This window comes from Nonomuraea terrae, assembly GCF_044465245.1.
Classification (GTDB): Bacteria; Actinomycetota; Actinomycetes; order Streptosporangiales; family Streptosporangiaceae; genus Nonomuraea; species Nonomuraea terrae.
The window spans coordinates 251,475-271,240 of record NZ_JBITLL010000006.1 but is presented as its reverse complement, the minus strand read 5'-3'; the positions used below and the strand labels follow the sequence as shown (position 1 = coordinate 271,240).

At 70.3% G+C, this 19,766-nt stretch carries 18 protein-coding genes; 9 read left to right on the top strand and 9 right to left on the bottom strand.

The features are described from left to right. Positions 1 to 3 precede the first annotated feature (3 nt). Entirely contained in the window at positions 4 to 897 is an 894-nt protein-coding gene (locus ACIBP6_RS30570; RefSeq protein WP_397057331.1) for an amino acid ABC transporter permease, read from the bottom strand. Beyond that, positions 888 to 1,772, bottom strand: coding sequence for an ABC transporter substrate-binding protein (locus ACIBP6_RS30565; protein ID WP_397057330.1), 885 nt, complete (start codon positions 1,770 to 1,772; stop codon positions 888 to 890). The genes ACIBP6_RS30570 and ACIBP6_RS30565 overlap by 10 nt, the downstream gene beginning before the upstream one ends. 292 nt (positions 1,773 to 2,064) lie before the next feature. On the opposite strand from ACIBP6_RS30565, the gene ACIBP6_RS30560 reads away from it, so the two are divergent. Beyond that, a complete protein-coding gene (locus ACIBP6_RS30560) occupies positions 2,065 to 2,532 on the top strand; it encodes a hypothetical protein (protein WP_397057329.1) in 468 nt (155 codons plus the stop codon). 52 nt (positions 2,533 to 2,584) lie between these two features. On the opposite strand, the gene ACIBP6_RS30555 is transcribed toward ACIBP6_RS30560, so the two are convergent. Both ACIBP6_RS30555 and ACIBP6_RS30550 read right to left on the bottom strand, forming a co-directional pair. Then, complete coding sequence (locus ACIBP6_RS30555) at positions 2,585 to 3,313, bottom strand: glyoxalase (protein WP_397057328.1); 729 nt, start codon at positions 3,311 to 3,313, stop codon at positions 2,585 to 2,587. A 159-nt stretch (positions 3,314 to 3,472) separates the two neighbouring features. Beyond that, positions 3,473 to 3,895, bottom strand: a complete 423-nt coding sequence (locus ACIBP6_RS30550) for a DUF4279 domain-containing protein (protein WP_397057327.1) — start codon at positions 3,893 to 3,895, stop codon at positions 3,473 to 3,475. 143 nt (positions 3,896 to 4,038) lie between these two features. Here ACIBP6_RS30550 and ACIBP6_RS30545 point away from each other — a divergent pair, with 143 nt between their 5' ends. Further along, on the top strand, positions 4,039 to 4,713 hold the full coding sequence (locus ACIBP6_RS30545; protein ID WP_397057326.1) for a hypothetical protein: 675 nt from the start codon (positions 4,039 to 4,041) through the stop codon (positions 4,711 to 4,713). A 67-nt stretch (positions 4,714 to 4,780) separates the two neighbouring features. Here ACIBP6_RS30545 and ACIBP6_RS30540 read toward each other — a convergent pair whose 3' ends face one another. Continuing rightward, the gene (locus tag ACIBP6_RS30540) at positions 4,781 to 6,031 is read right to left on the bottom strand and encodes an MFS transporter (protein ID WP_397057325.1); all 1,251 of its coding nucleotides are present in this window, start codon (positions 6,029 to 6,031) and stop codon (positions 4,781 to 4,783) included. Between the two features lie 371 nt (positions 6,032 to 6,402). On the opposite strand from ACIBP6_RS30540, the gene ACIBP6_RS30535 reads away from it, so the two are divergent. The 4 genes from ACIBP6_RS30535 (at position 6,403) to ACIBP6_RS30520 (ending at position 12,505) form a co-directional block, all read left to right on the top strand. Beyond that, positions 6,403 to 7,350 carry an ABC transporter ATP-binding protein gene (locus ACIBP6_RS30535; protein ID WP_397057324.1) on the top strand — a complete coding sequence of 316 codons (948 nt, stop codon included), beginning with the start codon at positions 6,403 to 6,405 and terminating at the stop codon, positions 7,348 to 7,350. Then, positions 7,350 to 8,786: an ABC transporter permease gene (locus ACIBP6_RS30530; RefSeq protein ID WP_397057323.1), complete on the top strand. Its 1,437-nt coding sequence runs from the start codon at positions 7,350 to 7,352 to the stop codon at positions 8,784 to 8,786. The genes ACIBP6_RS30535 and ACIBP6_RS30530 overlap by 1 nt, the downstream gene beginning before the upstream one ends. Next, entirely contained in the window at positions 8,692 to 11,481 is a 2,790-nt protein-coding gene (locus ACIBP6_RS30525; protein ID WP_397057322.1) for a bifunctional YncE family protein/alkaline phosphatase family protein, read from the top strand. Before ACIBP6_RS30530 ends, ACIBP6_RS30525 begins: the two co-directional genes overlap by 95 nt. Before the next feature lie 70 nt (positions 11,482 to 11,551). Further along, entirely contained in the window at positions 11,552 to 12,505 is a 954-nt protein-coding gene (locus tag ACIBP6_RS30520) for a TAXI family TRAP transporter solute-binding subunit (protein ID WP_397057321.1), read from the top strand. Positions 12,506 to 12,519: 14 nt separating this feature from the next. Here the strand turns inward: ACIBP6_RS30520 and ACIBP6_RS30515 are convergent, their stop codons facing one another. Beyond that, positions 12,520 to 14,034, bottom strand: a complete 1,515-nt coding sequence (locus ACIBP6_RS30515) for a HAMP domain-containing sensor histidine kinase (protein ID WP_397057320.1) — start codon at positions 14,032 to 14,034, stop codon at positions 12,520 to 12,522. A 6-nt stretch (positions 14,035 to 14,040) separates the two neighbouring features. Further along, a complete protein-coding gene (locus tag ACIBP6_RS30510) occupies positions 14,041 to 14,724 on the bottom strand; it encodes a response regulator transcription factor (protein ID WP_397057319.1) in 684 nt (227 codons plus the stop codon). Positions 14,725 to 14,897: 173 nt separating this feature from the next. Here ACIBP6_RS30510 and ACIBP6_RS30505 point away from each other — a divergent pair, with 173 nt between their 5' ends. The 3 genes from ACIBP6_RS30505 to ACIBP6_RS30495 are packed head-to-tail and all read left to right on the top strand — an operon-like array spanning position 14,898 to position 17,912. Next, complete coding sequence (locus tag ACIBP6_RS30505; protein WP_397057318.1) at positions 14,898 to 15,923, top strand: tripartite tricarboxylate transporter substrate-binding protein; 1,026 nt, start codon at positions 14,898 to 14,900, stop codon at positions 15,921 to 15,923. A 1-nt stretch (position 15,924) separates the two neighbouring features. Continuing rightward, a complete protein-coding gene (locus tag ACIBP6_RS30500) occupies positions 15,925 to 16,386 on the top strand; it encodes a tripartite tricarboxylate transporter TctB family protein (protein ID WP_397057317.1) in 462 nt (153 codons plus the stop codon). A 20-nt stretch (positions 16,387 to 16,406) separates the two neighbouring features. Then, complete coding sequence (locus ACIBP6_RS30495) at positions 16,407 to 17,912, top strand: tripartite tricarboxylate transporter permease (RefSeq protein WP_397057316.1); 1,506 nt, start codon at positions 16,407 to 16,409, stop codon at positions 17,910 to 17,912. On the opposite strand, the gene ACIBP6_RS30490 is transcribed toward ACIBP6_RS30495, so the two are convergent. Both ACIBP6_RS30490 and ACIBP6_RS30485 read right to left on the bottom strand, forming a co-directional pair. Next, on the bottom strand, positions 17,851 to 18,852 hold the full coding sequence (locus ACIBP6_RS30490; RefSeq protein ID WP_397057315.1) for a DMT family transporter: 1,002 nt from the start codon (positions 18,850 to 18,852) through the stop codon (positions 17,851 to 17,853). The genes ACIBP6_RS30495 and ACIBP6_RS30490 overlap by 62 nt on opposite strands. 65 nt (positions 18,853 to 18,917) lie before the next feature. After that, positions 18,918 to 19,751, bottom strand: a complete 834-nt coding sequence (locus tag ACIBP6_RS30485) for a helix-turn-helix domain-containing protein (RefSeq protein WP_397057314.1) — start codon at positions 19,749 to 19,751, stop codon at positions 18,918 to 18,920. Positions 19,752 to 19,766 lie beyond the last annotated feature (15 nt).

The following is a 19,766-nucleotide window of genomic DNA, read 5'->3' as shown; positions in this document are numbered from 1 at the left end:
CCACTAGACCCCACCTCCGGCGAACGGCCGCAGGTTGCGGCGCACCCTGGCGGGCAGCGTGCCGTGGCCGCGCTCGAACCGCCGTTCGATGAAGTGCTGGCCGACGCTGGCGATCGTGGTGAGCACGACGTACCAGATCGACGCGACCACCAGCAGCGCGATGACCTCGAAGTTGCCCAGGTAGATGCGCTGTGCCACGGTCAGCAGCTCGGCTCCCGCGATGACCGACACCATCGACGTCGTCTTCAGCATGGAGATGAACTGGTTGCCGGTCGGCGGCACGATCACCCGCATCGCCTGGGGCAGCACCACCCTGCGCAGCACCTGGCCGTGGGACATGCCGAGGGCCTCCGCCGCCTCCCGCTGGCCGGGGTCGACCGAGCGGATGCCCGCCCTGACGATCTCCGCCATGTACGCGCCCTCGTTGATGGCCAGCCCGAGCAGCGCCGCGGTGAACGGCGTGACCAGCTCGTTCGCCTGCCACTCGACCAGTTTCGGACCGCCGAACGGCACCCCGATCGCGATCGTGGGGAAGACCAGTCCGATGTTGAACCAGAAGATCAGCTGGACCAGCAGCGGCGTGCCACGGAAGAACCACGTGTACAGCGCGGCGGCCCCGCGCAGCACCGGGTCGCCCGACTGCTGCATCACCGCCGTCAGCACACCGAGGGCCAGGCCGATCGCCATCGACAGCACGGTGAGCTGGATGGTGACCCACAGCCCGCCGAGGATCCTGCCGTCGCCGAGGAAGGCGACGATCACGTCCCAGTGCAGGTTCGGGTTGACGATGATCGTGTAGGCCAGCCAGACCAGGAACAGCCCGGCCACGGCCGCCGCCAGCCAGCGTCCGGGGCGCGGCGGCCGTACCGCGTCCACGGGCAGTTCGGTCACTTCCACGGCTTGGTGTTCACCATCACCTCGGGCACGGCATTGGCCGCCACGCCGTACGTGTCGAGGATCTTCTGGTAGCCGCCGTCGGCGATCAGCTCCTGCATGGCCTTGGCCACCGCGTCACGCAGGGCCGTGTCGCGCCGGTCGATGGCGATGCCCCACGGGCCGGCGTCGTACTGGCCGGGCAGCACCTCGTACTTGCCGGTCTCCTCGGCGTACATGGCGGCCACCGGGGAGTCGACGATGGTGGCGGCCGCGCGGCCGGAGTCGATGCTGAGCAGGCCGGTGGGGGCGTCCTCGCTCTGCATGATCGTCATTTTCTTGTCGCACTTGTCGTTCTGCTTCTCGCCGATGGCCAGGTTGGAGCTGCCCTTGGCGAGCACGACGGTACGGCCGCACAAATCGGCGAGGTCCTTGACGCCCTCCGGGTTGCCCTTCTTCACCATGACGGCCCCGCCCGCGTTGAAGTAGTCGACGAAGTCGACGGCGGCCCGGCGCTCCTCGGTGTCGCTCATGGAGGAGAGCACGATGTCCCACCGGTCGCTCTGCAGGCCGGGGATGAGCCCGTCGAAGGCCGCGTTGGTGATGGTCGACTTCAGCCCGAGCTTCGCGGCGATGGCCGCGCCGAGGTCGGGATCCACGCCGGTGAGCTCCTGGGTGCCCTCCTTGTACATCTCCATCGGCGGGTAGCCCTCGGCGGTCGCCAGCCGGAGCACGCCCCGATCGCGTACGTCAGCGGGCACGAGATCCTTGGCGGTCTTGCCCTCGGCTGCCGCGGCGCCCTGGGTCGCGCTCGTCCCCGAGGAGGAGCGTCCGCACCCGCCCGCGAGCGCCGTGACGATCAGCACGGCTGCGGCGGCCGCGTAAAGGCGCTTCGTCATGAAAACTCCCAGTTCGCGGAATGGTTGTGGACATGGTGGCGGTGAGCGTAGGGGATCCCAACACTTGTGAACGCTTGCGACCCTCAGCGTCGAAAGTCTCGATGCTCGCGCTGCCCACGCTCACGAGCCGCTGAGGGCGCTCGGCCGAGCCGACCGGCGCAGTGTGTGTCGTTGTGCACGCTCGCGCTGTTGTGTGCGTTTGTACGCAGAACGCCAGGTCGCGGCTGCCTAGATTGAGGGTCGTCCGGAGAGATCGCTCCGGAGGTTCTCCTCACAGCCAGGGATGGATGTCATGTCGAAGCTTCGTAGCCTTCTCGCCGGTACGGTTCTGGCCGGCGCCGTGGTGGCCGGTGCGGCCGCCGCCCCGGCCCAGGCGGCCACCGCCACGACCGCGTCGGTCGCTCAGGCGTCGTTCAGCAAGCACTGGTTCGAGGGCTACTCCGGTTACGGCCGGGGGGAGTCGAGCGGTCACCGTTCGTACTACAAGGGCTTCTACTACGCCGCGAACGGCCGCTACTACTTCGACGTGGACGTGTGGGACCGTGACCGTGACCGTGAGAACACCTACGTGGACTTCTGGTACCACGACGACCGCGGCTGGCACCAGGGCCGCCGTCTGGTGACCGGCGGGCACGGTAAGTTCCGGTTCAGCTACAGCGCCCGCGGCGGGTTCGACGGCTACAAGTTCCGTATCGGCGAGGGCCGCGTGGGTCACTACGACTGGAGCAACTACGGTCAGCGCTCCTGGTGGCGCGCGTAGGAGCCGGTGGTCCGGGCTCGTCCTCGGCGATCCACGACGGCGCCCTCCCTCTTCAGGGCAGCCACTCCTGGAGCCCGGCGAGATGCCCGAGCTCTGACTCGATGCGCTGCCTGTCGCTGGTGGTGAGGTCCAGACCACGCAGATCGGCGGCCCATGGATCGGTGGGCTCGCCGAGGACCATGGCCAGGTCGATGAGGTGGCACAGGGCGATGGCCCGCTCGACCACCGGGGCGCCCGCGCCATGCCTGCGCACCGCCGACTTGAGCGCGCGGAAAGCCTGCAGGTCGTCATTCTTGAACTCGCGCAGAATCCGGGCGTTGTCGAGCGCCCTGGCCAGGCCTGTCAGCTTCTTCGAGCCGCCGTACTCCAGTTCGGCAGGCTCGTCGCGCTGGATGAACGTGATCGAGTTCCCGGACGGATCGACCAGCGTGAACCGGGACGCGCCCGGCCGGTAGCGGGTGATCCGCGGCAGGCCCGAACTGAGCACCTTGCCGTGGGCCCGCCGCATCGCCGCGACGAACGCCGCGTGGTACGGCGCCACGGCGTCGACCATGACCAGGCAGCCTCCGGACTCCTCCCGGACCGGATCGAGCCCCTTGGGCGCCGGGCCGAAATGCAGCTCGAATCCGCTCCACCGCAGCGCCAGATAGACATAAGGCTTGCGCTGTTCGTAGGTCGCCTGGAACCCCAGCGCCTCATAGAACGCCAAGGTCTCCTCCACCGACGCGCACGGCATCAACGGCACCGTCGTCTCGTTCGGCCGAACCGCGAACTCACTCACGTCATTCCACCTTCCGGATCGTCCGACGATGCTTTCACCCTGCAGCGAAACTCGCCTATGGATCGTTCCACGCCGGATTGAGCACCTGTGCTGTCGGTTCGAATTGCAGCGTGCGGGAATCCGGCTCGGGCGAATTCTCGTTTGCTGATTGCCGGGCCGTCAGCCCGATATCTCGCAGTCGTACTCATCAATCCACAGGCGGGCTCCGGACCTGTGGAGGAGGCCGAAGGCTGCTTCATCGAGAACGAGCCCGAGAGGGCTGGATCCTGGTCCCGGCTCGAACGACCGGAGCATCACCAACGTGGCGTCCGCGTTACGGGCGGTCAACTCCCCTATCCGATCCCAGGCGCCGGCCAGACGGTTCATGACGGCTTCCAGTTGTTCGCCGAGTGAGGCGTTCTCTGGAAGGCCGGAGTCGGTCATCCATTCGTGCCGTGGCGGTAGTAGGCGCCCACTTCGGCCGCCACGCCGTGATTCTTTCACCTCGGTTCGAGTCGGCTGGACGCCCAGATGCCGGGTGATCTGATCCGGCGCCAGCTCATCTGACTGGATCAAGAAGTAGACGCGCTGTTCGACGATCACCGGGACAGCGTAGAGACGGAAGAGACTGAGTCGGTCGTTCTCGCTGCCGTCCCGATGACCACGGTTCCCCGCTATGAGTCGCCACTTCTGTCGCTTTTGGGGCAGATGGGGCGCAAGGTGTTGAACTGCTGCACAATTGCGGTATGGAACAGCCTCGGCAGTCCGGCGCGCGGGACTACCCCGGTGTGGCCGGCACCCTGGTCGCGATCCTGGCGGTGCTCTTGCCGGGCGGCCTCACGTTCAGCGTCTACAAGTACCTGAACCCTTCCGAGCCGAACACCGCTGTGACCCTGCGGGAGCCCACCCCCGAGCCCGCCGAGCCGAGCCCCGGCGCGAACGGAACGCGCGGCTCACCGATCGACGACGACGAGTTCGGCGACTGGAACTACCGCCTGGGCGACGTCGCGTTCACGGCGGAGAGGGCGGGCGGCTGGACCTACGACTCCTGCGCCCCGGTCGACAGGCAGGGTGTGCTGGCCGAGAACAGATGTGAGCGGGCCGTGCAGCTGGCTTACTCGGCCTACAAGGGGCATCTCACCGCGGTCCAGGTCATCATGTCCTTTCCCACGGTGAAGGACGCCAAGGCCACGGCCACGCATCTGGCGCACTCCTCCCGGGCCGTGAAGTGGCGCCGCGACAAGGTGCTCGACACGTACGTCTACGGCAGGATCCGGTCGGGCGCGACCAAGAGGTACGTCGTGCTGACGGCCGTCACCGCCGACAAGACCGCCCAGGCGAAGGCCGCGCGGTTCCATCAGCACCTGCACGCGGACCACCTGGGCTACTTCCTCTTCCGCGACCCGGCCTTCCCGGGCTGAGCCGGAAGGCGGCCGGCCTGGTGAAGGTGCTTGCGCACCCCGGGCTGTCGCAGGATTCGGGCCGGTGTCAGGTCTGTTGCTCGGCCGCCGGTGCGTGTTTCCCCACGGTCTCGGTCATCCGGGACAGGGGGAACAGGCCGAGGAGGCAGATCGCGGCGAGCACGATGTAGTGGATGGTGAAGCCGTACTGGTCGATGATCCAGCCTGACGCCGCCGCCGCGAGGACGCCGGACACCCCAAGAGCGATGCCGATCATGATGCCCATCGCCGTGCCGGCCGCTCTCGGCACCGAGTCGATGAGCAACGCGTACGTGACGGGGAACGGCGCGTTGCGGAACAACCCCCACGCGAGCAGGATGATCCACGCGGTCGCCGCGCTGGTGATGAAGATCATGGCCAGCAGGGTCAGCGCCCACCCGATCACCAGGAAGCGGATGGCGAACTTGCGGCCGGCGTGATCCGACCACGTACCCCAGACCACCTGGCCGAGCCACCCTGTCAGCCCCGAGACTCCCGACAGGAAGGCGGCTTCGCCGAATCCCATGCCCTGCTGGGTGAGCTGCACGGCGAGGAACGTCACCGCACCCGCCTCGGCCCACAGGAACAGGAAGATCAACACGACGGACCACCGCACGTTGGCGTTGCTCAGCGCCTGCTTGACCGGGGCGAGCATGCTGCCCGGCAGCCGGGTGGACAGCTCGGGCAGCGGACGGGTGAGGCCGCTGCGGTCGATCCAGTCGTAGACCTTCGCCTGGTTGCGTCTGGTACCGATGATCGCCTGCGCCACGATGATGGGGATGCCCAGGAGTGGGATGAGCAGGAAGGCCTCACGCCAGCCGGCGAACCCGAGGACGGCGGCGATGAGGGCGCCGGTGAGGAACTGGCCGAGCGGAAATCCGGTGTGGTGCACGCCGACGGCGAAGCCGCGGTGCTCCTTGGGCCACCACTCGCTCACCAGCGCCACGTTGACCGGCTCGGAACCGCCCCGGCTGATCCCCATGGGGATGCGCAGCAGCAGGAACGCCGCGAAGCTGCCGGCCAACCCGAACGTCAGGGCGCCGCCCAGGATGGCGAGCAGCATCGCGACGTTCCAGGTCCAGGTCCGCCGGTAGCCGGTGCCGATCCGGTCCGAGATCCAGCCGAACAGCAGGGCGCCGACGATCAGGCCGCCGAAGAACACCGAGTTGACCAGCCCGGCCTGCGTGGAGCTGAGTGCGTACTCCTGCTGGATGGCGGGCAGGACAGCGGGCAGGATGCCGCCGTCCACGGCGGTCATCAGGATCGCGCCGGTGGTCACCGCGAGCGTCGCCCACGACAAGGGGTGTCCGCGAGGTATCCAGGATGTCGGCGCCGGCGTTTCAGACAAGACGACCTCGCTGAGTGTCGGACCGGATGGCCGCGCCGACACGCACGACAACCCTCTGGCGGGGCTCGTCCGGTGCTCAGGGGTGGATCTTCGGTGCCGCCATTGTTCATGGCGATGTGTCCAAGGTCAACAGTCGAGCCCGGCCTCAGGACGATGGGCGAATTGTCGGGATGGGCGGGGTTTGGCGAACGTTTCACTGCGCGCCTCCCTGAGGCAATCCATGATCCCTAGGTTCCTCTTGTTGCTTAGTCAAGCTAAGGGAGACCGCCATGCAGAGGAGCCCCGTAGTGCGGGCTCGCGGGATCACGAAGTCTTTCGGTGATGTGGTCGCACTCGACGGCGTCGACCTCGATGTGGCGAGCGGGCAGGTCCACGGCCTGGTCGGTCCGAACGGAGCCGGCAAGACGACGCTCCTCGGCCTGCTGCTGGGCCTGGCGGTCGCGGACAGCGGCAGCCTGGAGATCCTCGGTACGCCGGTCGGGCGGACGCTCGCCGTCCCCGACGGCGTCGCGGGTTTCGTGGACGGGCCCGGGCTGTATCCGTCGCTCACCGCGCGCCAGAACCTCTCGGCCCTGGCGTCACTACGCGGAGACACTCCCGCCGCCGAAAGTGCAGCCGAAAGTGCGCCCGAAAGTGCCCCCGACAGCAGCGCAGTCGACAGCGCACTGGAGCAGGTCGGGCTCACCGACGTCGCCGACGACCGCATCCGAGGGTTCTCGCTGGGCATGCGCCAGCGGCTCGGGCTGGCCGCCGCGCTGCTCACCACACCGCGACTGCTCGTCCTGGACGAGCCGGCCAACGGCCTGGACCCCGCCGGCAAGCGCCACGTGCACCGCGTCATCACCGAGCTCGCCGCGAACGGCACCGCCGTGGTCCTGTCCAGCCACCGGATGGACGACCTCGCCGCGCTGTGCTCCGAGGTCACGGTCCTCGCCACCGGCCGGGTCGTCTTCTCGGGGCCGCTGAGCAAGCTCGCCGCGGAGAGCGGCGAACTCGACTACCGCCTGGTCACCTCCGACCCGGCCGTCGCCCACCGGGTGGCGGATGGCACGCCCGGGCTCAGCGTCATGCCGGGTCGTGGCGGGCCGGACGCCGACGTGCTCGTGGTCCGCGGGCCCGTGCCGGCTCTGGACGAGCTGGTGGTGCGGCTGGTGCGGGGCGGCGTGGCGATCCGGGAGCTGGCGCCCGTGGTGACGCCGCTCGAGGCCGCGTTCCTGGCCCTGACCGGGGCGGGCGACGTATCGGGACGGAACGACGAGGGGGACACGTGATGACCGCGACGCAGGCCCGGCCTGCGCCCATGATGCGGGGTTACCGGTTCGAGCTGGTCAAGCTGCTCTCCCAGTGGCGGGTCCGCCTGCTGCTGCTCGTCTGCTGGATAGCCCCGGCCGCCTTCGTGGCCGCGGTGAGCCGGCAGAGCATGCTGCCCACGGACACGGTCTTCGGCCGCTGGATGCACGCCACCGGCTGGTCGGGTTCGCTGGTGGTGCTGGACTTCGCGTGCAGCTGGGCGTTGCCGCTGCTGACGTCGCTGGTCGCCGGGGACGTCTTCGCGGCGGAGGACCGGCTGGGCACCTGGCGCCATCTCCTCGTGGCGGTGCGTTCACCCCGGCGGATCTTCGTGGCGAAGAGCCTCGCCAGTCTCAGCGTGATCCTGCTGCTCGTGGTGGGGCTGGCCGCGTCGGGCATCGCCGGCGGCCTGGTCGCGGTCGGCAACCGGCCGCTCGTGGGACTGGACGGCCATCTCCTCGCCCCGGCGGACGCGGCCGGCACGGTCCTGCTCGCGTGGGCGTGCGTGCTGGCGCCGACGCTGGCGTTCGCCGCGGTCGGCCTGCTCGGCTCGGTGGCCCTCGGCCGCTCACCGATGGGGCTGCTGATGCCCGCGCTTCTCGCCCTCGTGCTGCAGCTCGCGCAGCTGCTCCCGCTGCCCGTGGCCGTGCAGCTGGCCCTGCCGAGCCACGCCTTCCTCGCCTGGCGCGGTCTTTTCACCAGCCCGGCGCAGACGGGGCCCCTTCTCATCGGGCTCGTGGTGAGCCTGGTGTGGGCGGTCGTCGCCGCCGCGCTGGCCTACCGCCTGTTCCTGCGCCGCGACTTCACCGACCTGGCCTACGACGGGTCCGGCCGGCGCGTCCTGGTGGCGGGGGTGGTGCCGCTGGCCGGCCTGGTCGCGCTCACCTTCGCGGTGGTCGCCGCCGTGACGCCGGCCCACGGCTCCGGGATCGAGCGGCCCAAGCTGCAGGACTCCCTCGCCACCACGTACGCCCACCTCTACCGGCTGCAGGCCCAGGAGCTCGGCCGGCCCGACGTCACCGAGGCCCAGTTGCGGGCCACCGCGTCCTGCGACAAGGGCAGCGTCCGCGTCGCCGACGAGGGGCCCGGCAACGACTGGCGGTGTGTCGTCTCCTGGCACCTGCCCGGCGTGGACTCCGTGGGCAGCGCCATCTACCAGCTCGACGTCACCGCGGACGGGCGGTACGTCGCTGACGGCGACGGACCGAAGGAGGTGAACGGCTACTTCCAGGTGCGCACCCCGACCGGGGACGCACCCAACCCCCTCTGGCAGTTCGACGGGGACGTCGACCTGCTTGTCAGCACTCCAGAAGGAACCATTCATGCAAGTCACGCGTCAACGCCGGCGCGTCCAGGAAACCTCTCTTGGGTTTCTTCACGGACGTACCGGCCGCAGAATCCGCCTCCTCGCGGCTAGCACCGCCGCTCTCGTCGTCGCCGGCGGGGGCATCGCCTACGGCTCGACCGACGCGTTCGGCAACGGGCAGGTCGGCCAGGCCACGGCTGCGGGCCTGCTGCTGCCCAGCGACCAGGCCATCGAGTCGATCGGTGACCGCCTGCTCGTCGACAACGGAAAACTGCTCTCCTCCACGGTCAGCCCCGACGGCCGTCACCTCGCCGCGCTGACCAACGACCGGTCGATCGCCCTCACCATCGTCGACCTGACGAACTACAAGATCCTTCAGCAGGCCGGCACGGCCGCCGGCGCCGACCTGCGCATCGCCAACAACAACGTGGGGCAGGAAGGGCCGACCTACTCGCCCGACGGCTCGACGTTGTGGATGCCGCAGATCGACGGCTTCAGCCGCTTTCCGGTGAACGCCGACGGCACCGTCGGCGCCCCGACCTTGATCGCGATCCCGGCGGACGGGTCGAAGCACGCGCTGCCCGCGCAGGCGGTGTTCTCGCCCGACGGCTCCACCCTGTACACCGCCGTCAACGGCCAGAACCGCGTGGTGGCCATGGACCCCGCGACCGGCGCGATCCGGCACAGCTGGGACGTCGGCAACGCGCCGCGTGACCTGGTGCTGGTCGGCGACAAGCTGTACGTGAGCAACGAGGGCGGGCGCCGGGCGACCGACGGCGACACCACGCTCAACTCGTACGGCACCCAGGTTCCCGCCGACCCGGTCACCGGCGCCACGACCACCGGCACGGTGAGCGTCATCAACGTCGCCGACCAGGCCGCCGCGGTCGCGTCCATCGACGTCGGTCTGCACCCGACCGCGCTGCACGCCGCCGGTGGGGCGCTCTTCGTCACCAACACCAACAGTGACAACGTGTCCGTCATCGACACCTCGACGGACACCGTCGTCCAGACCATCGCGACCCAGCCGTGGCCGACGGCCGCCGTGGGTTACCACCCCAACGGGGTGACCCTCACCGAGGACGGCCACCTCCTGGTGACCCTGGGCCGCGCGAACGCGCTCGCCGTCTACCGCTACACCTCGCCGCAGGAGCCGGTCAGCTACGTCGGCCTGCTGCCCATGGACTACTACCCGGAGGGCGTGACCACCGTCAGCGGCGACGTGCTCGTCACGAACATGCGCGGCATCGGTGAGCGCGGCCCGGAGCGCACCATCTCCAAGGGCCCCGGCACCCAGCCGGCCACCGGCCACGGCACCCACGACTCGACCGGCACGCTGCTGCGGTTCAAGCTGCCGGACGACACGGTGATCGCCCGCACCACCGACAAGGTCTTCCTCCAGAACGGCTGGGACAACAGCTCCGTCAAGGTGGCCCACGGCAACAAGCAGAAGGCCGAGCCGGTCCCGAAGCGCCTCGGCGACCCCTCGACCATCAAGCACGTCTTCCTGCTCGTCAAGGAGAACCGCTCCTACGACCAGGTGTTCGGCGACGACCCGCGCGGCAACGGCGCCCCCGAGCTGGCGCAGTTCGGGGAGAACGTGACGCCGAACCAGCACGCGCTGGCTCGGCAGTTCGGGCTCTACGACAACACCTACGACATCGGCACGAACTCCGCCGAGGGGCACAGCTGGCTGATGCAGGCCGACGACCCGGAGTACACCGAGTCCAGCGCCGGCGAGTACCAGCGCAGCTACGACACGGAGGACGACGCGCTCGGCCACCAGCGCTCGGGCTTCCTGTGGACCGGCGCCCAGGCGGCCGGGAAGACGGCCCGCAACTTCGGCGAGTTCACCATGTTCGAGACCGTCCCGCCCGGCACGAAGTGGCAGGACTACTACTGCGACGTCAAGAACATGGAGGAGACCGGGCAGGACACCGCCATCAAGACGGACACCTCCTCGCCGATTCCGTCGCTGAATGACATCACGGTGCACGCGTACCCGAAGTTCGACACGGGCATCCCGGACCTGTACCGGTACGAGATCTGGAAGCGTGACTTCGAGGCCAACGGGCCGGCCAACCTCAACATGATGTGGCTCTCCAGCGACCACACCGGCGGGCCCGTCAACGCGGTCGCCCAGGTGGCCGACAACGACCTGGCGGTCGGCAAGATCGTGGACACCATCTCCCACAGTAAGTGGTGGAAGGACAGCGCGATCTTCGTCATCGAGGACGACACCCAGGACGGCGTCGACCACGTCGACGGCGCCCGCGGCCCGGTGCAGATCATCAGCCCGTGGGCCCAGCACGGCAAGGTCGACAGCCACTACTACAGCCAGATCACCGTGATCAGGACCATCGAGCAGATCCTCGGCATGCAGCCGATGAACCAGAAGGACAGCGCCGCCACCCCGATGAGCGCGGTCTTCACCAAGAAGCCCGACTACACGCCGTTCACCGCGGTGCCGAACCGCATCCCGCTGACCTACGGCATCGCCACCCCGCCGGCCTGCGGCGAGGACACCGTGCCGGCGAAGTACGCCGGCCTGGCCCCGGAGCAGGCCCCGGCGCCGGAGGTGCCCGCGGACAAGAAGCACGTCGCCGACCAGTGGCAGGCCTGGAAGGGGCAGCAGCACCTGACCGGCCCGAAGGCGATCGCCGACTACGCCAACCCCGACCAGATGGACCACTTCACGTGGTACGAGGCGCACGGCTGGGCCACGCCCTACCCGGGTGAGGACAAGATCCTGGCCCCGGCCGAGGTGCCGGGCCGCTACATCCCGTCGCCGGACGTCGACGGCTGACCTTCCACAACGCGCACGGCGGCCCGCCGGATCCCGGCGGGCCGCCACCGGCCGTCCGTATCATCTCGGCATGGTGCTGAACCCGGAGTTACGGCGGCGGGCGGTGCTGCTGGCCGCCGGTGGGCTGCTCGTCGGTTGCTCCCGGCAGCCCGAGGCAGGCAAGGTCCACCTGCGGCTGGCCACCGGGCCGGCGGGAGCGGTGTACCGGCGCATCGGCGGTGCGCTGGCCGTGCACATCACCGAGCAGGTGACGGGCGCCACGGTGAGCACCGTGCCGAGCAGGGCCTCCACCGACAACATCCGGATGCTGGGGGCCGGTGAGGTGCACCTCGGGCTGACCAGCCTGGACGCGCTGATCAGGACCGATGGCAGCGCGCCCGAGGGGCTGTCGGCGATCTGCCGGCTCTACGACAGTCACCTGCATCTCGTGGTCATGGCCGGTTCGGCGATCGAGGAGTTCCGCGATCTCGAGGGCAAGCGCGTCTCCCTGGGCGCCCGCGACTCGGGCACGGAGTTCACGTCGCTGCGGGTTCTGCGGCTCGGCCCGGTGAGAGCCGACGTGCGTTACCTCAGTCAGGCCGAGTCGGCGGCCGCGCTGCGCGACGGCGAGATCGACGCGATGTTCTCCCTGACCGGCGTCCCGACCCCCGCCATCACGGAGCTGGCGCAGCGGCACCCGATCCGGCTGATCCCGCTGGACACCCGGGCGGACGCGCTCTTCACGGCGTTCCCCGGCCCCTACACCCCGGCCATGGTGCCCGCGACCGCCTACGCCGGCGTCCCGGCCACCCACACCATCGCCGTGCCGAACGTGCTGCTCGTACGCGACGACCTGCCGGGCGACCTGGTCTACGCCATCACCGACACGGTCTTCACGCACACCCGCACGATCACCTCCGCCGGCCGCTACGGAGCCGAAGACGTTCCCGAGGCATGGCAGATCAACGTGCGTACGGGGATCTCCACCGCGTCGATCCCGCTGCATCCGGGCGCGGCCGCCTGGTTCCGCGACCGCAAGCGCTGACCCGCGCGGCCGCCTCAGACCGGCGACGCGGCCGGGGCGTCGGACGGCGAGGCCGCCCGCGGGACGACGGGCAACGCGACCACGGCGGCGAATCCGTGCCCGGACCCGTCCGGACGCGACAGGCCGTCCTCCAGCCGCAGCTCGCCCCCGGCCGCCCCGACCAGGTCGGCGCAGATGGCCAGCCCCAGGCCGGTGCCGGACACGTTCTGGTGCCGGGGCGACCGCCAGAACCGCCGCAGCGCCTGGGCCCGCTCGGAGGCGTCGATCCCCTGGCCGTCGTCGCGGACGGTGATCGTGACCGCGCCCGTGATCGCGCCCGTGATCGCGCCCGTGATCGCGCCCGTGATCGCGCCCGTGATCGCGCCCGTGACCGCGCCCGCGGGGACGACCCGGGCGCTCACCTCCACCACCTGCGCGTTCGACAGCCGCAACGCGTTGCTGATCAGCTCGTCCAGGATGCTGCCCAGCCCGCCGGGCGGCTCCAGCAGCCGCAGACCCGGCGGCACGTCCACCGTCAGCGTCTGCCCCGCCGTCGCCGTCAGCGCCCGCCACCGCTCCACCCGGGTCGCCAGCACCGCGTCGAGATCCACCGGCGACGCCGTCCGCATGCTCTCCATCCGCGCCATGGCCTGCAGCGAGTTCAGCATCCGCTGCATCGCCTTCAGCTCGTCGACGGCGATGTCGTACACCTGCCGCCCGTTGCCGCCCGTGCCGAGATGCGGCTCCAGGCTCTCCACGGCGAGCCGGAGGCTGGTCAGCGGGTTGCGCAACTGATGCGAGGCGTCGGAGACGAACGCCCGCTGCCGCTGCACGGCGTTCTCGACCGCGTCCATCATGGTGTTGAACGACTCCGCCAGCCGCCGCAGCTCGACCGGGCCGGCCTCGGCGTCCGCCCGGATCGTGAGGTCGCCTCGCGAGATGCGGGAGCTGGCCGCGTCCAGCTCCCGTACCGGCCGCAGCACCCACGCCGACACCGGCCAGGCGACGGCCACCAGCGCGACCAGCGGCAGCAGCCCGAGCGCGGCCAGCTGGGCCCAGCGCACGAGGATGCGGTGGCGCGTCTTCGACAGGTCGGAGATCGTCACGACGGCGCCGACGACCTCGCTGTCGCGGCCCACCGGCTCGGCGACCACGAGCGCGGAGTCGTCCCACGGCGCCCATTCGCCGGACGGTTCTGACCTTGTCCCGGCCAGCGCCGTGGTCACGATCCGGGGCAGCGCCGGTTCGGCCCGCGCCGCCTCCTGGTACGCGCCGGCCGGCCCGAGCAGCACCGTGCCCGACGTGTCGATCACCGCGACCGGGATGCCGTAGAGCTCGTGGTAGCGCGCCAGCTCCAGCTGCAGCGCCTCGGTCCGCCCGGTCGACAGCGCCGTGTCGGCCAGCGACGCGAACCGGCCGACGTCGTTGAGCCGGTCGACGTACGTCTCCTGCATCTCCCGTTCGGCCACGGTGACGCTGAGCGGCACCCCGAGCGCCGCGACGAGCAGCACCGCGAGAGGCACCAGGACGACCAGCAGGCGACGGTGCACGGCGCGTCAGCCGGTCATCTCCGGCCGGTCGGCCAGGAGCCGATAGCCGACCCCGTGCACCGTGCGGATGACCACGGCAGGCCCGAGCTTGTGGCGTAACGCCGCGATGTGTGTGTCGAGGGTGCGGCTGGAGGACTCCCAGGTCGCGCCCCAGATCTGGTCGAGGATGACGTCGCGGCTCACCACGTTCGGCGCCCGCCGGGCCAGCAGCAGGAGCAGCTCGAACTCCTTGCGGGTCAGCGTCACGGGCGCGCCCTCGACGGTGACCTCGCGGGTGCCGATGCCGATCCGCATCGGGCCGAGCACGATCGGCTCGTCGGGGTGGCTCATGGCACGGGCGACCCGGGTGCGCCGCAGGACGGCGTCGATCCGGGCCAGCAGCTCCGGGATGCCGAACGGTTTCACGATGTAGTCGTCGGCGCCGGCGCGTAAGCCGCGGACCCGTTCGTGCTCCTCCGAGCGCGCCGTCACGGCGATGACGGCGGTCTCCGGGCGGTCGCGCAGCTTGCGGATCACGTCGAGACCGTCGCCGTCGGGCAGGTTCAGATCGACGAGGACCACATCGGACGGTGCGGCACGGACGGCCTCCGCGGCGGTGGCGATGCGGTGGACCTCGAAGCCCGCCTGGGCCAGAACTGTCACCAGACCCCGCGCCACGCGGTCGTCATCTTCGATGATGGTGATCCGCATACCGGATTGTACGGTCCGCATCGACGCAAGCGTTAGCCCTTCAGTTCTTGGGATTCCTCTGACATTTGCCGCATTCCTTGGGATTCCTCTGACACCATTCATCTCCTGGCGAGCCGAGACTGAGGCCGCGCACTCACGGACGAATGCGAATGCGCTGACGAGGAGGCCGCGAAATGAGAACGACCAGCAGGTACCGGGCCGCCGCGCGGATGATCGCCGCGATCGGCGTCGTTTCGCTCGCCGCCGCCTGTTCCGGCAACGGGGGTGCCACCGGCGGAGGCGACGCCGGAGGCGGCTACCCGGACCAGAACATCACGATCGTCGTGCCGTTCAGCGCGGGCGGCCCGACCGACACCGTCACCCGTCTGATCGCCGAGCCGATGGCCGCCAAGCTCGGCGCCCAGATCGTCGTCCAGAACGTCGAAGGCGCGGGCGGCACGGTCGGCGCCGGCGAGGTCGCGCGGGCCGAGCCGGACGGCTACACCGTCCTCATGCACCACATCGGCATGTCCACGGCGCCCGCGCTGTACCAGGACCTGGGCTTCACGCCGCTCGAGAACTTCCAGACGGTCGGGCTCGTCACCGAGGTGCCGATGACGGTCGTCGCCCGCAAGGACTTCGCGCCCGCGACGCTCCAGGACCTCGTGGCCCATGTGAAGGCGAACGCCGACACCGTGACGCTGGCCAACGCCGGCATCGGCGCCGCCTCTCACCTGTGCGGCCTGCTGTTCCAGACAGCCGCCGGCGTCAAGCTCCAGGAGGTCCCGTACGAGGGCACCGGCCCCGCGCTGACCGACCTCGTCGGCGGCCAGGTCGACTTCATGTGCGACCAGACGACCAACACCAGCGGCCAGATCTCCGCGGGCGAGGTCAAGGCGTACGCCGTCACCACGCCGGAGCGGGTGAAGAGCCTGCCCGACCTGCCCACCACGGCCGAGGCCGGGCTGCCCCAGCTGGAGGTCAGCGTGTGGCACGGTCTCTACGTCCCGACCGGCACGCCGCAGGACGTCGTCCAGAAGCTGTCCGAGGCGCTGAAGGTGGCGCTGGCCGACCAGAAGGTCATCGACCAGATGGCCAAGCTCGGCACCGCGCCGGTCCCCGCCGAGGACGCCACCCCGCAGGCGCACCGCACCAAGCTCGAAGAGCAGCTCGGCACCTGGGCGAAGGTCATCGCCGACGCCGGCGTCAAGGCGTCCTGAGGTGGAGCGCCGCCGGTCCTTCCCCGACGTGCTAGCCGGGGGAATGTTCGTCCTGATCGGTGGCGCATTCGTGGCAGGGTCGCTCGGCTACGAGCTGGGCACCCCGCTGCGGATGGGCCCCGGCGCCTTCCCGCTGCTGGTCGGCTTGATCCTGGCCGCCCTGGGGCTGGCGATCGTCGTCAAGGGGCTCGTCGCCGGCGAGATGATCTCGTTCGGGCCGATCCCCTGGCGGGCGGTCGGCGTCATCGTGCTCGCGGTCGTGTTCTTCGGATTCACCGTACGCGGCCTCGGGTTCGTGCCGACGTCGGCGGTGACCGCCCTGCTCACCACGCTGGCCAGCACGCGCGTACGGCCGCTCACGGCCCTGGCCGTGGCCGCCGGGCTGACCGTGGCCGGCACGCTCATCTTCGTCGTCGGACTTCAGCTGCAGATCCCGCTATGGGGCCCTTGGCTGGGGTTCTGACGCGGCATCCGGATTGAGGCATGGAACTTCTCGACAACCTCGCGCTGGGCTTCTCGACCGCCCTCTTAGTCCAGAACGTCCTCTACTGCTTCCTGGGAGTGCTGCTCGGGACGGCGGTCGGCGTGCTGCCCGGCATCGGGCCGACGGCGACGGTGGCGATGCTGCTGCCGATCACCTTCAGCTTCGAGCCGGTGACGGCCCTGATCATGCTGGCCGGCATCTACTACGGCGCGCAGTACGGCGGCTCGACGACCGCCATTCTGATCAACCTGCCCGGTGAGTCGTCCGCCGCGGTCACCGCACTGGACGGGCACGCGATGGCCCGGCAGGGCCGGGCCGGCGCGGCGCTGGCCGCCGCCGCGGTCGGGTCCTTCATCGCCGGTACGGTGGCCACCGTCGCGCTGGCCGTCGCGGCCCCGCCGCTGGCCCGCGTCGCGCTGGAGTTCGGCCCGGCCGAATACTTCTCGCTGGTGGTGCTCGGCCTGATCGTGTCGATCGCGCTGGCGCGCGGCTCGGCGCTCAAGGCCCTGGCGATGATCGCGCTCGGCGTCCTGTTCGGCACGGTCGGCCAGGACATCTACACCGGTACGCCCCGGTTCGTCTTCGAACAGCGCGAGCTGTACGGCGGCATCGACTTCGTGTCGGTCGCCGTCGGCATGTTCGGCGTGGCCGAGATCCTGCGCAACCTGGAGAACGAGCAGACGCGCACGGCGATCGTGGGCAAGGTGAAGAACCTCTGGCCGACCCGCGAGGACCGGCGCCGCATCGTCGGCCCGATCGCGCGGGGCACCGGTCTCGGCGCCGCGCTCGGCGTGCTGCCCGGCGGCGGCCACGTGCTGGCCTCGTTCACCTCGTACGCCGTCGAGAAGCGGATCTCGAAGCGGAAGGAGGAGTTCGGGAACGGCGCCATCGAGGGCGTCGCCGGGCCCGAGTCGGCGAACAACGCCGCCGCGCAGACGTCGTTCATCCCGCTGCTCACCCTGGGCCTGCCCGCCCACCCGGTCATGGCGCTGATGGTCGGCGCGTTCATCGTCCACGGCATCACCCCCGGCCCGAACGTCATCACCGACGAACCCGAGCTGTTCTGGGGCCTGATCGCGTCGATGTGGATCGGCAACGTGCTGCTCGTGCTGCTGAACCTGCCGCTGATCGGCGTCTGGGTGCGCATGCTGCGCATCCCGTACCAGGTGCTGTTCCCGATGATCATCCTGTTCGCCGCGATCGGCACGTACTCGCTGGGGTTCAACGCGTACGACGTCTACGCGATCGTCTTCTTCGGGATCCTCGGTTACGTCCTGATCAAGTGCGGCTGCGAGCCGGCGCCGCTGCTGCTCGGCTTCGTCCTCGGGCCGCTGGTCGAGGAGAACCTGCGGCGGGCGCTCATCATCTCCCGCGGCGACCCGTCGGTCTTCGTGACCCGGCCGATCTCCGCAGTGCTCCTGGGCCTGGCCGTGGCGGCGCTCGTCATCGCCGTCCTGCCGGCGATCCGGAAGCGGCGCGAGGTCGTCTTCGCCGAGGACGAGTAGGCCGGCTCGACGCGGCTCCGGAACGGCGGCCCAGAGTGGCGATCGCGGCCATGATCAGGAGGGCGCCCGCCAGACCGGCGGGCGTCAGCCGTTCGCCCAGGAACACGATGGCGATCACGACGGCGGTGACGGGTTCCAGCAGCGTGGCCACGACCGCCGCTCCGCTCGGCGTGGTCCGCAGGCCCGCGTAGAGCAGCGCGTACGCCAGGGCCATCGTCACGGTCCCGAGGTAGACGATGAGCAGCCAGGATCCGGTGTCGCCGGTCATGAGCGGCTCGCCGCGGGCGTACGCCACGAGCAGACCGCCCGGCACCAGGGCCGCCGCGGTCACCGACATGGTGACCGTGGTGAGAGTCAGCGTGTCCAGTCGCTGGGTCAGCGGCGCGGCCGACTCCGCCGACAGCGCGTACGCGGCACCCGAGGCGAGGGCGGCGAGGACACCGAGAGTGGGGTGCGGCGCCTCCTCGGCGGTTCCCCCCGCGACGCTGATGAGCAGCAGCCCGAACAGGGCGACGGCGGCCGTGAGGACCTGACCGGCGGACGGCCGGCTGCGGCGTCGCGCGCTGCCGATGACCAGCAGAAGCACAGGGGCGAAGCCGAGGCTGACCACGGTCGCCACGCTCACTCCGGCCCAGAGGACGGCCACGAAGAAGAGCAGCTGGAAGGCGGCGGTCAGCACGCCCACGGCGCTCACGCGACGCCAGTGGCGGCGGCCGAGCGACACGCACGCGCGCAGCCGGCCCATCATGGCCGCGGCGGCGACGAGCACGACGACGGCGGCGATCGCGCGGTAGGCGCCGATCGTCAGCGCCGAAAGCCCGGAGGCGTCGTGCACGACCTGAGCCGTGGGCCCGATGGTGCCCCAGACCACGCCTGCCAGGCAGACCAGCAACAGACCCCGCCAGAGGGGGCCGGACGTCTGGATGGCCGGCGTCGTCATGCGCGCAAGTATGGCAAGCCCCTTACCTGCGCCTCCTCGCGGCCGTCACGCTATGGCCGGCCCGTTCACTGGACGGCGCGCAGGTGGGTGGGGCGGCGGAGTTGTTCGACGATCTGGGCGGTCGCTTCGTCGGCGGGGAGGAAGACGACGAGTTGCTGGGCGTCCGAGGAGAGCTCCAGCGTCTCGCGCTGCAGGCGGAGCTCGTGACCGGACGGGTGGTTGAGCCGCAGGACCCCGCGCTGCGGGACCACGTGGTGGCGGTTCAGGCGCTGGGTGAAGTCGGGGCCGGCGACGGGCGTGAGCTCGGCGGTGAGCCACTCGAAGTTATGGATCGAGGGCGCGTGCCACAGGTCGAACGCCTGCTCGTCCGCGACGGCGTCCCAGTCGGCGAAGAACGTCCGGGCGGCGGGGTCGGTGAAGACGTAGCGGGTGAGGTTCGGCTGGTCGGCGTCGAGCAGGCCCGTCCCGCTCATCAGCAGCTCGTAGCCGCGGGTGTGGGCGAGGATGTCGCCCACCCGGTTGGCCACCACGGCGATGCCCGGTTCGAGCAGGCGGAGGGTCTCCAGGACGGACGGCCGGATGTCGCGGCGCGGCGGGGCGGGCCGGCCGGGAGGCGCGCACGCACCGCCGGCGATGTTCGCGAGATAGCGCAGGTGGTTGCGTTCCGAGGGGTCGAGGCTGAGGGCGTCGGCCAGCGCGTTCACCACGGCCGGCGACGGGTTGCGGTCGCGGCCCTGCTCGATGCGGGTCAGGTATTCGACGCTGACACCGGCTCTGGCGGCCACGTCGGAACGTCGCAGACCGGGGGATCGGCGGCGGCCGTGATCCGGCAGGCCCAGGACGTCCGGCTGCGTACTGTCGCGCTTGGCCCGGATGAAGTCACCCAACGGCGTACCCATGCCATGAGCCTACGA

Coding starts and splice junctions, on each gene's coding strand:
- ACIBP6_RS30565 (WP_397057330.1), bottom strand. CDS start 1,772: ATGACGAAGCGCCTTTACGCGGCCGCCGCAGCCGTGCTGATCGTCACG.
- ACIBP6_RS30560 (WP_397057329.1), top strand. CDS start 2,065: ATGTCGAAGCTTCGTAGCCTTCTCGCCGGTACGGTTCTGGCCGGCGCC.
- ACIBP6_RS30545 (WP_397057326.1), top strand. CDS start 4,039: ATGGAACAGCCTCGGCAGTCCGGCGCGCGGGACTACCCCGGTGTGGCC.
- ACIBP6_RS30530 (WP_397057323.1), top strand. CDS start 7,350: ATGACCGCGACGCAGGCCCGGCCTGCGCCCATGATGCGGGGTTACCGG.
- ACIBP6_RS30525 (WP_397057322.1), top strand. CDS start 8,692: ATGCAAGTCACGCGTCAACGCCGGCGCGTCCAGGAAACCTCTCTTGGG.
- ACIBP6_RS30520 (WP_397057321.1), top strand. CDS start 11,552: ATGGTGCTGAACCCGGAGTTACGGCGGCGGGCGGTGCTGCTGGCCGCC.
- ACIBP6_RS30510 (WP_397057319.1), bottom strand. CDS start 14,724: ATGCGGATCACCATCATCGAAGATGACGACCGCGTGGCGCGGGGTCTG.
- ACIBP6_RS30505 (WP_397057318.1), top strand. CDS start 14,898: ATGAGAACGACCAGCAGGTACCGGGCCGCCGCGCGGATGATCGCCGCG.
- ACIBP6_RS30495 (WP_397057316.1), top strand. CDS start 16,407: ATGGAACTTCTCGACAACCTCGCGCTGGGCTTCTCGACCGCCCTCTTA.
- ACIBP6_RS30490 (WP_397057315.1), bottom strand. CDS start 18,852: ATGACGACGCCGGCCATCCAGACGTCCGGCCCCCTCTGGCGGGGTCTG.
- ACIBP6_RS30485 (WP_397057314.1), bottom strand. CDS start 19,751: ATGGGTACGCCGTTGGGTGACTTCATCCGGGCCAAGCGCGACAGTACG.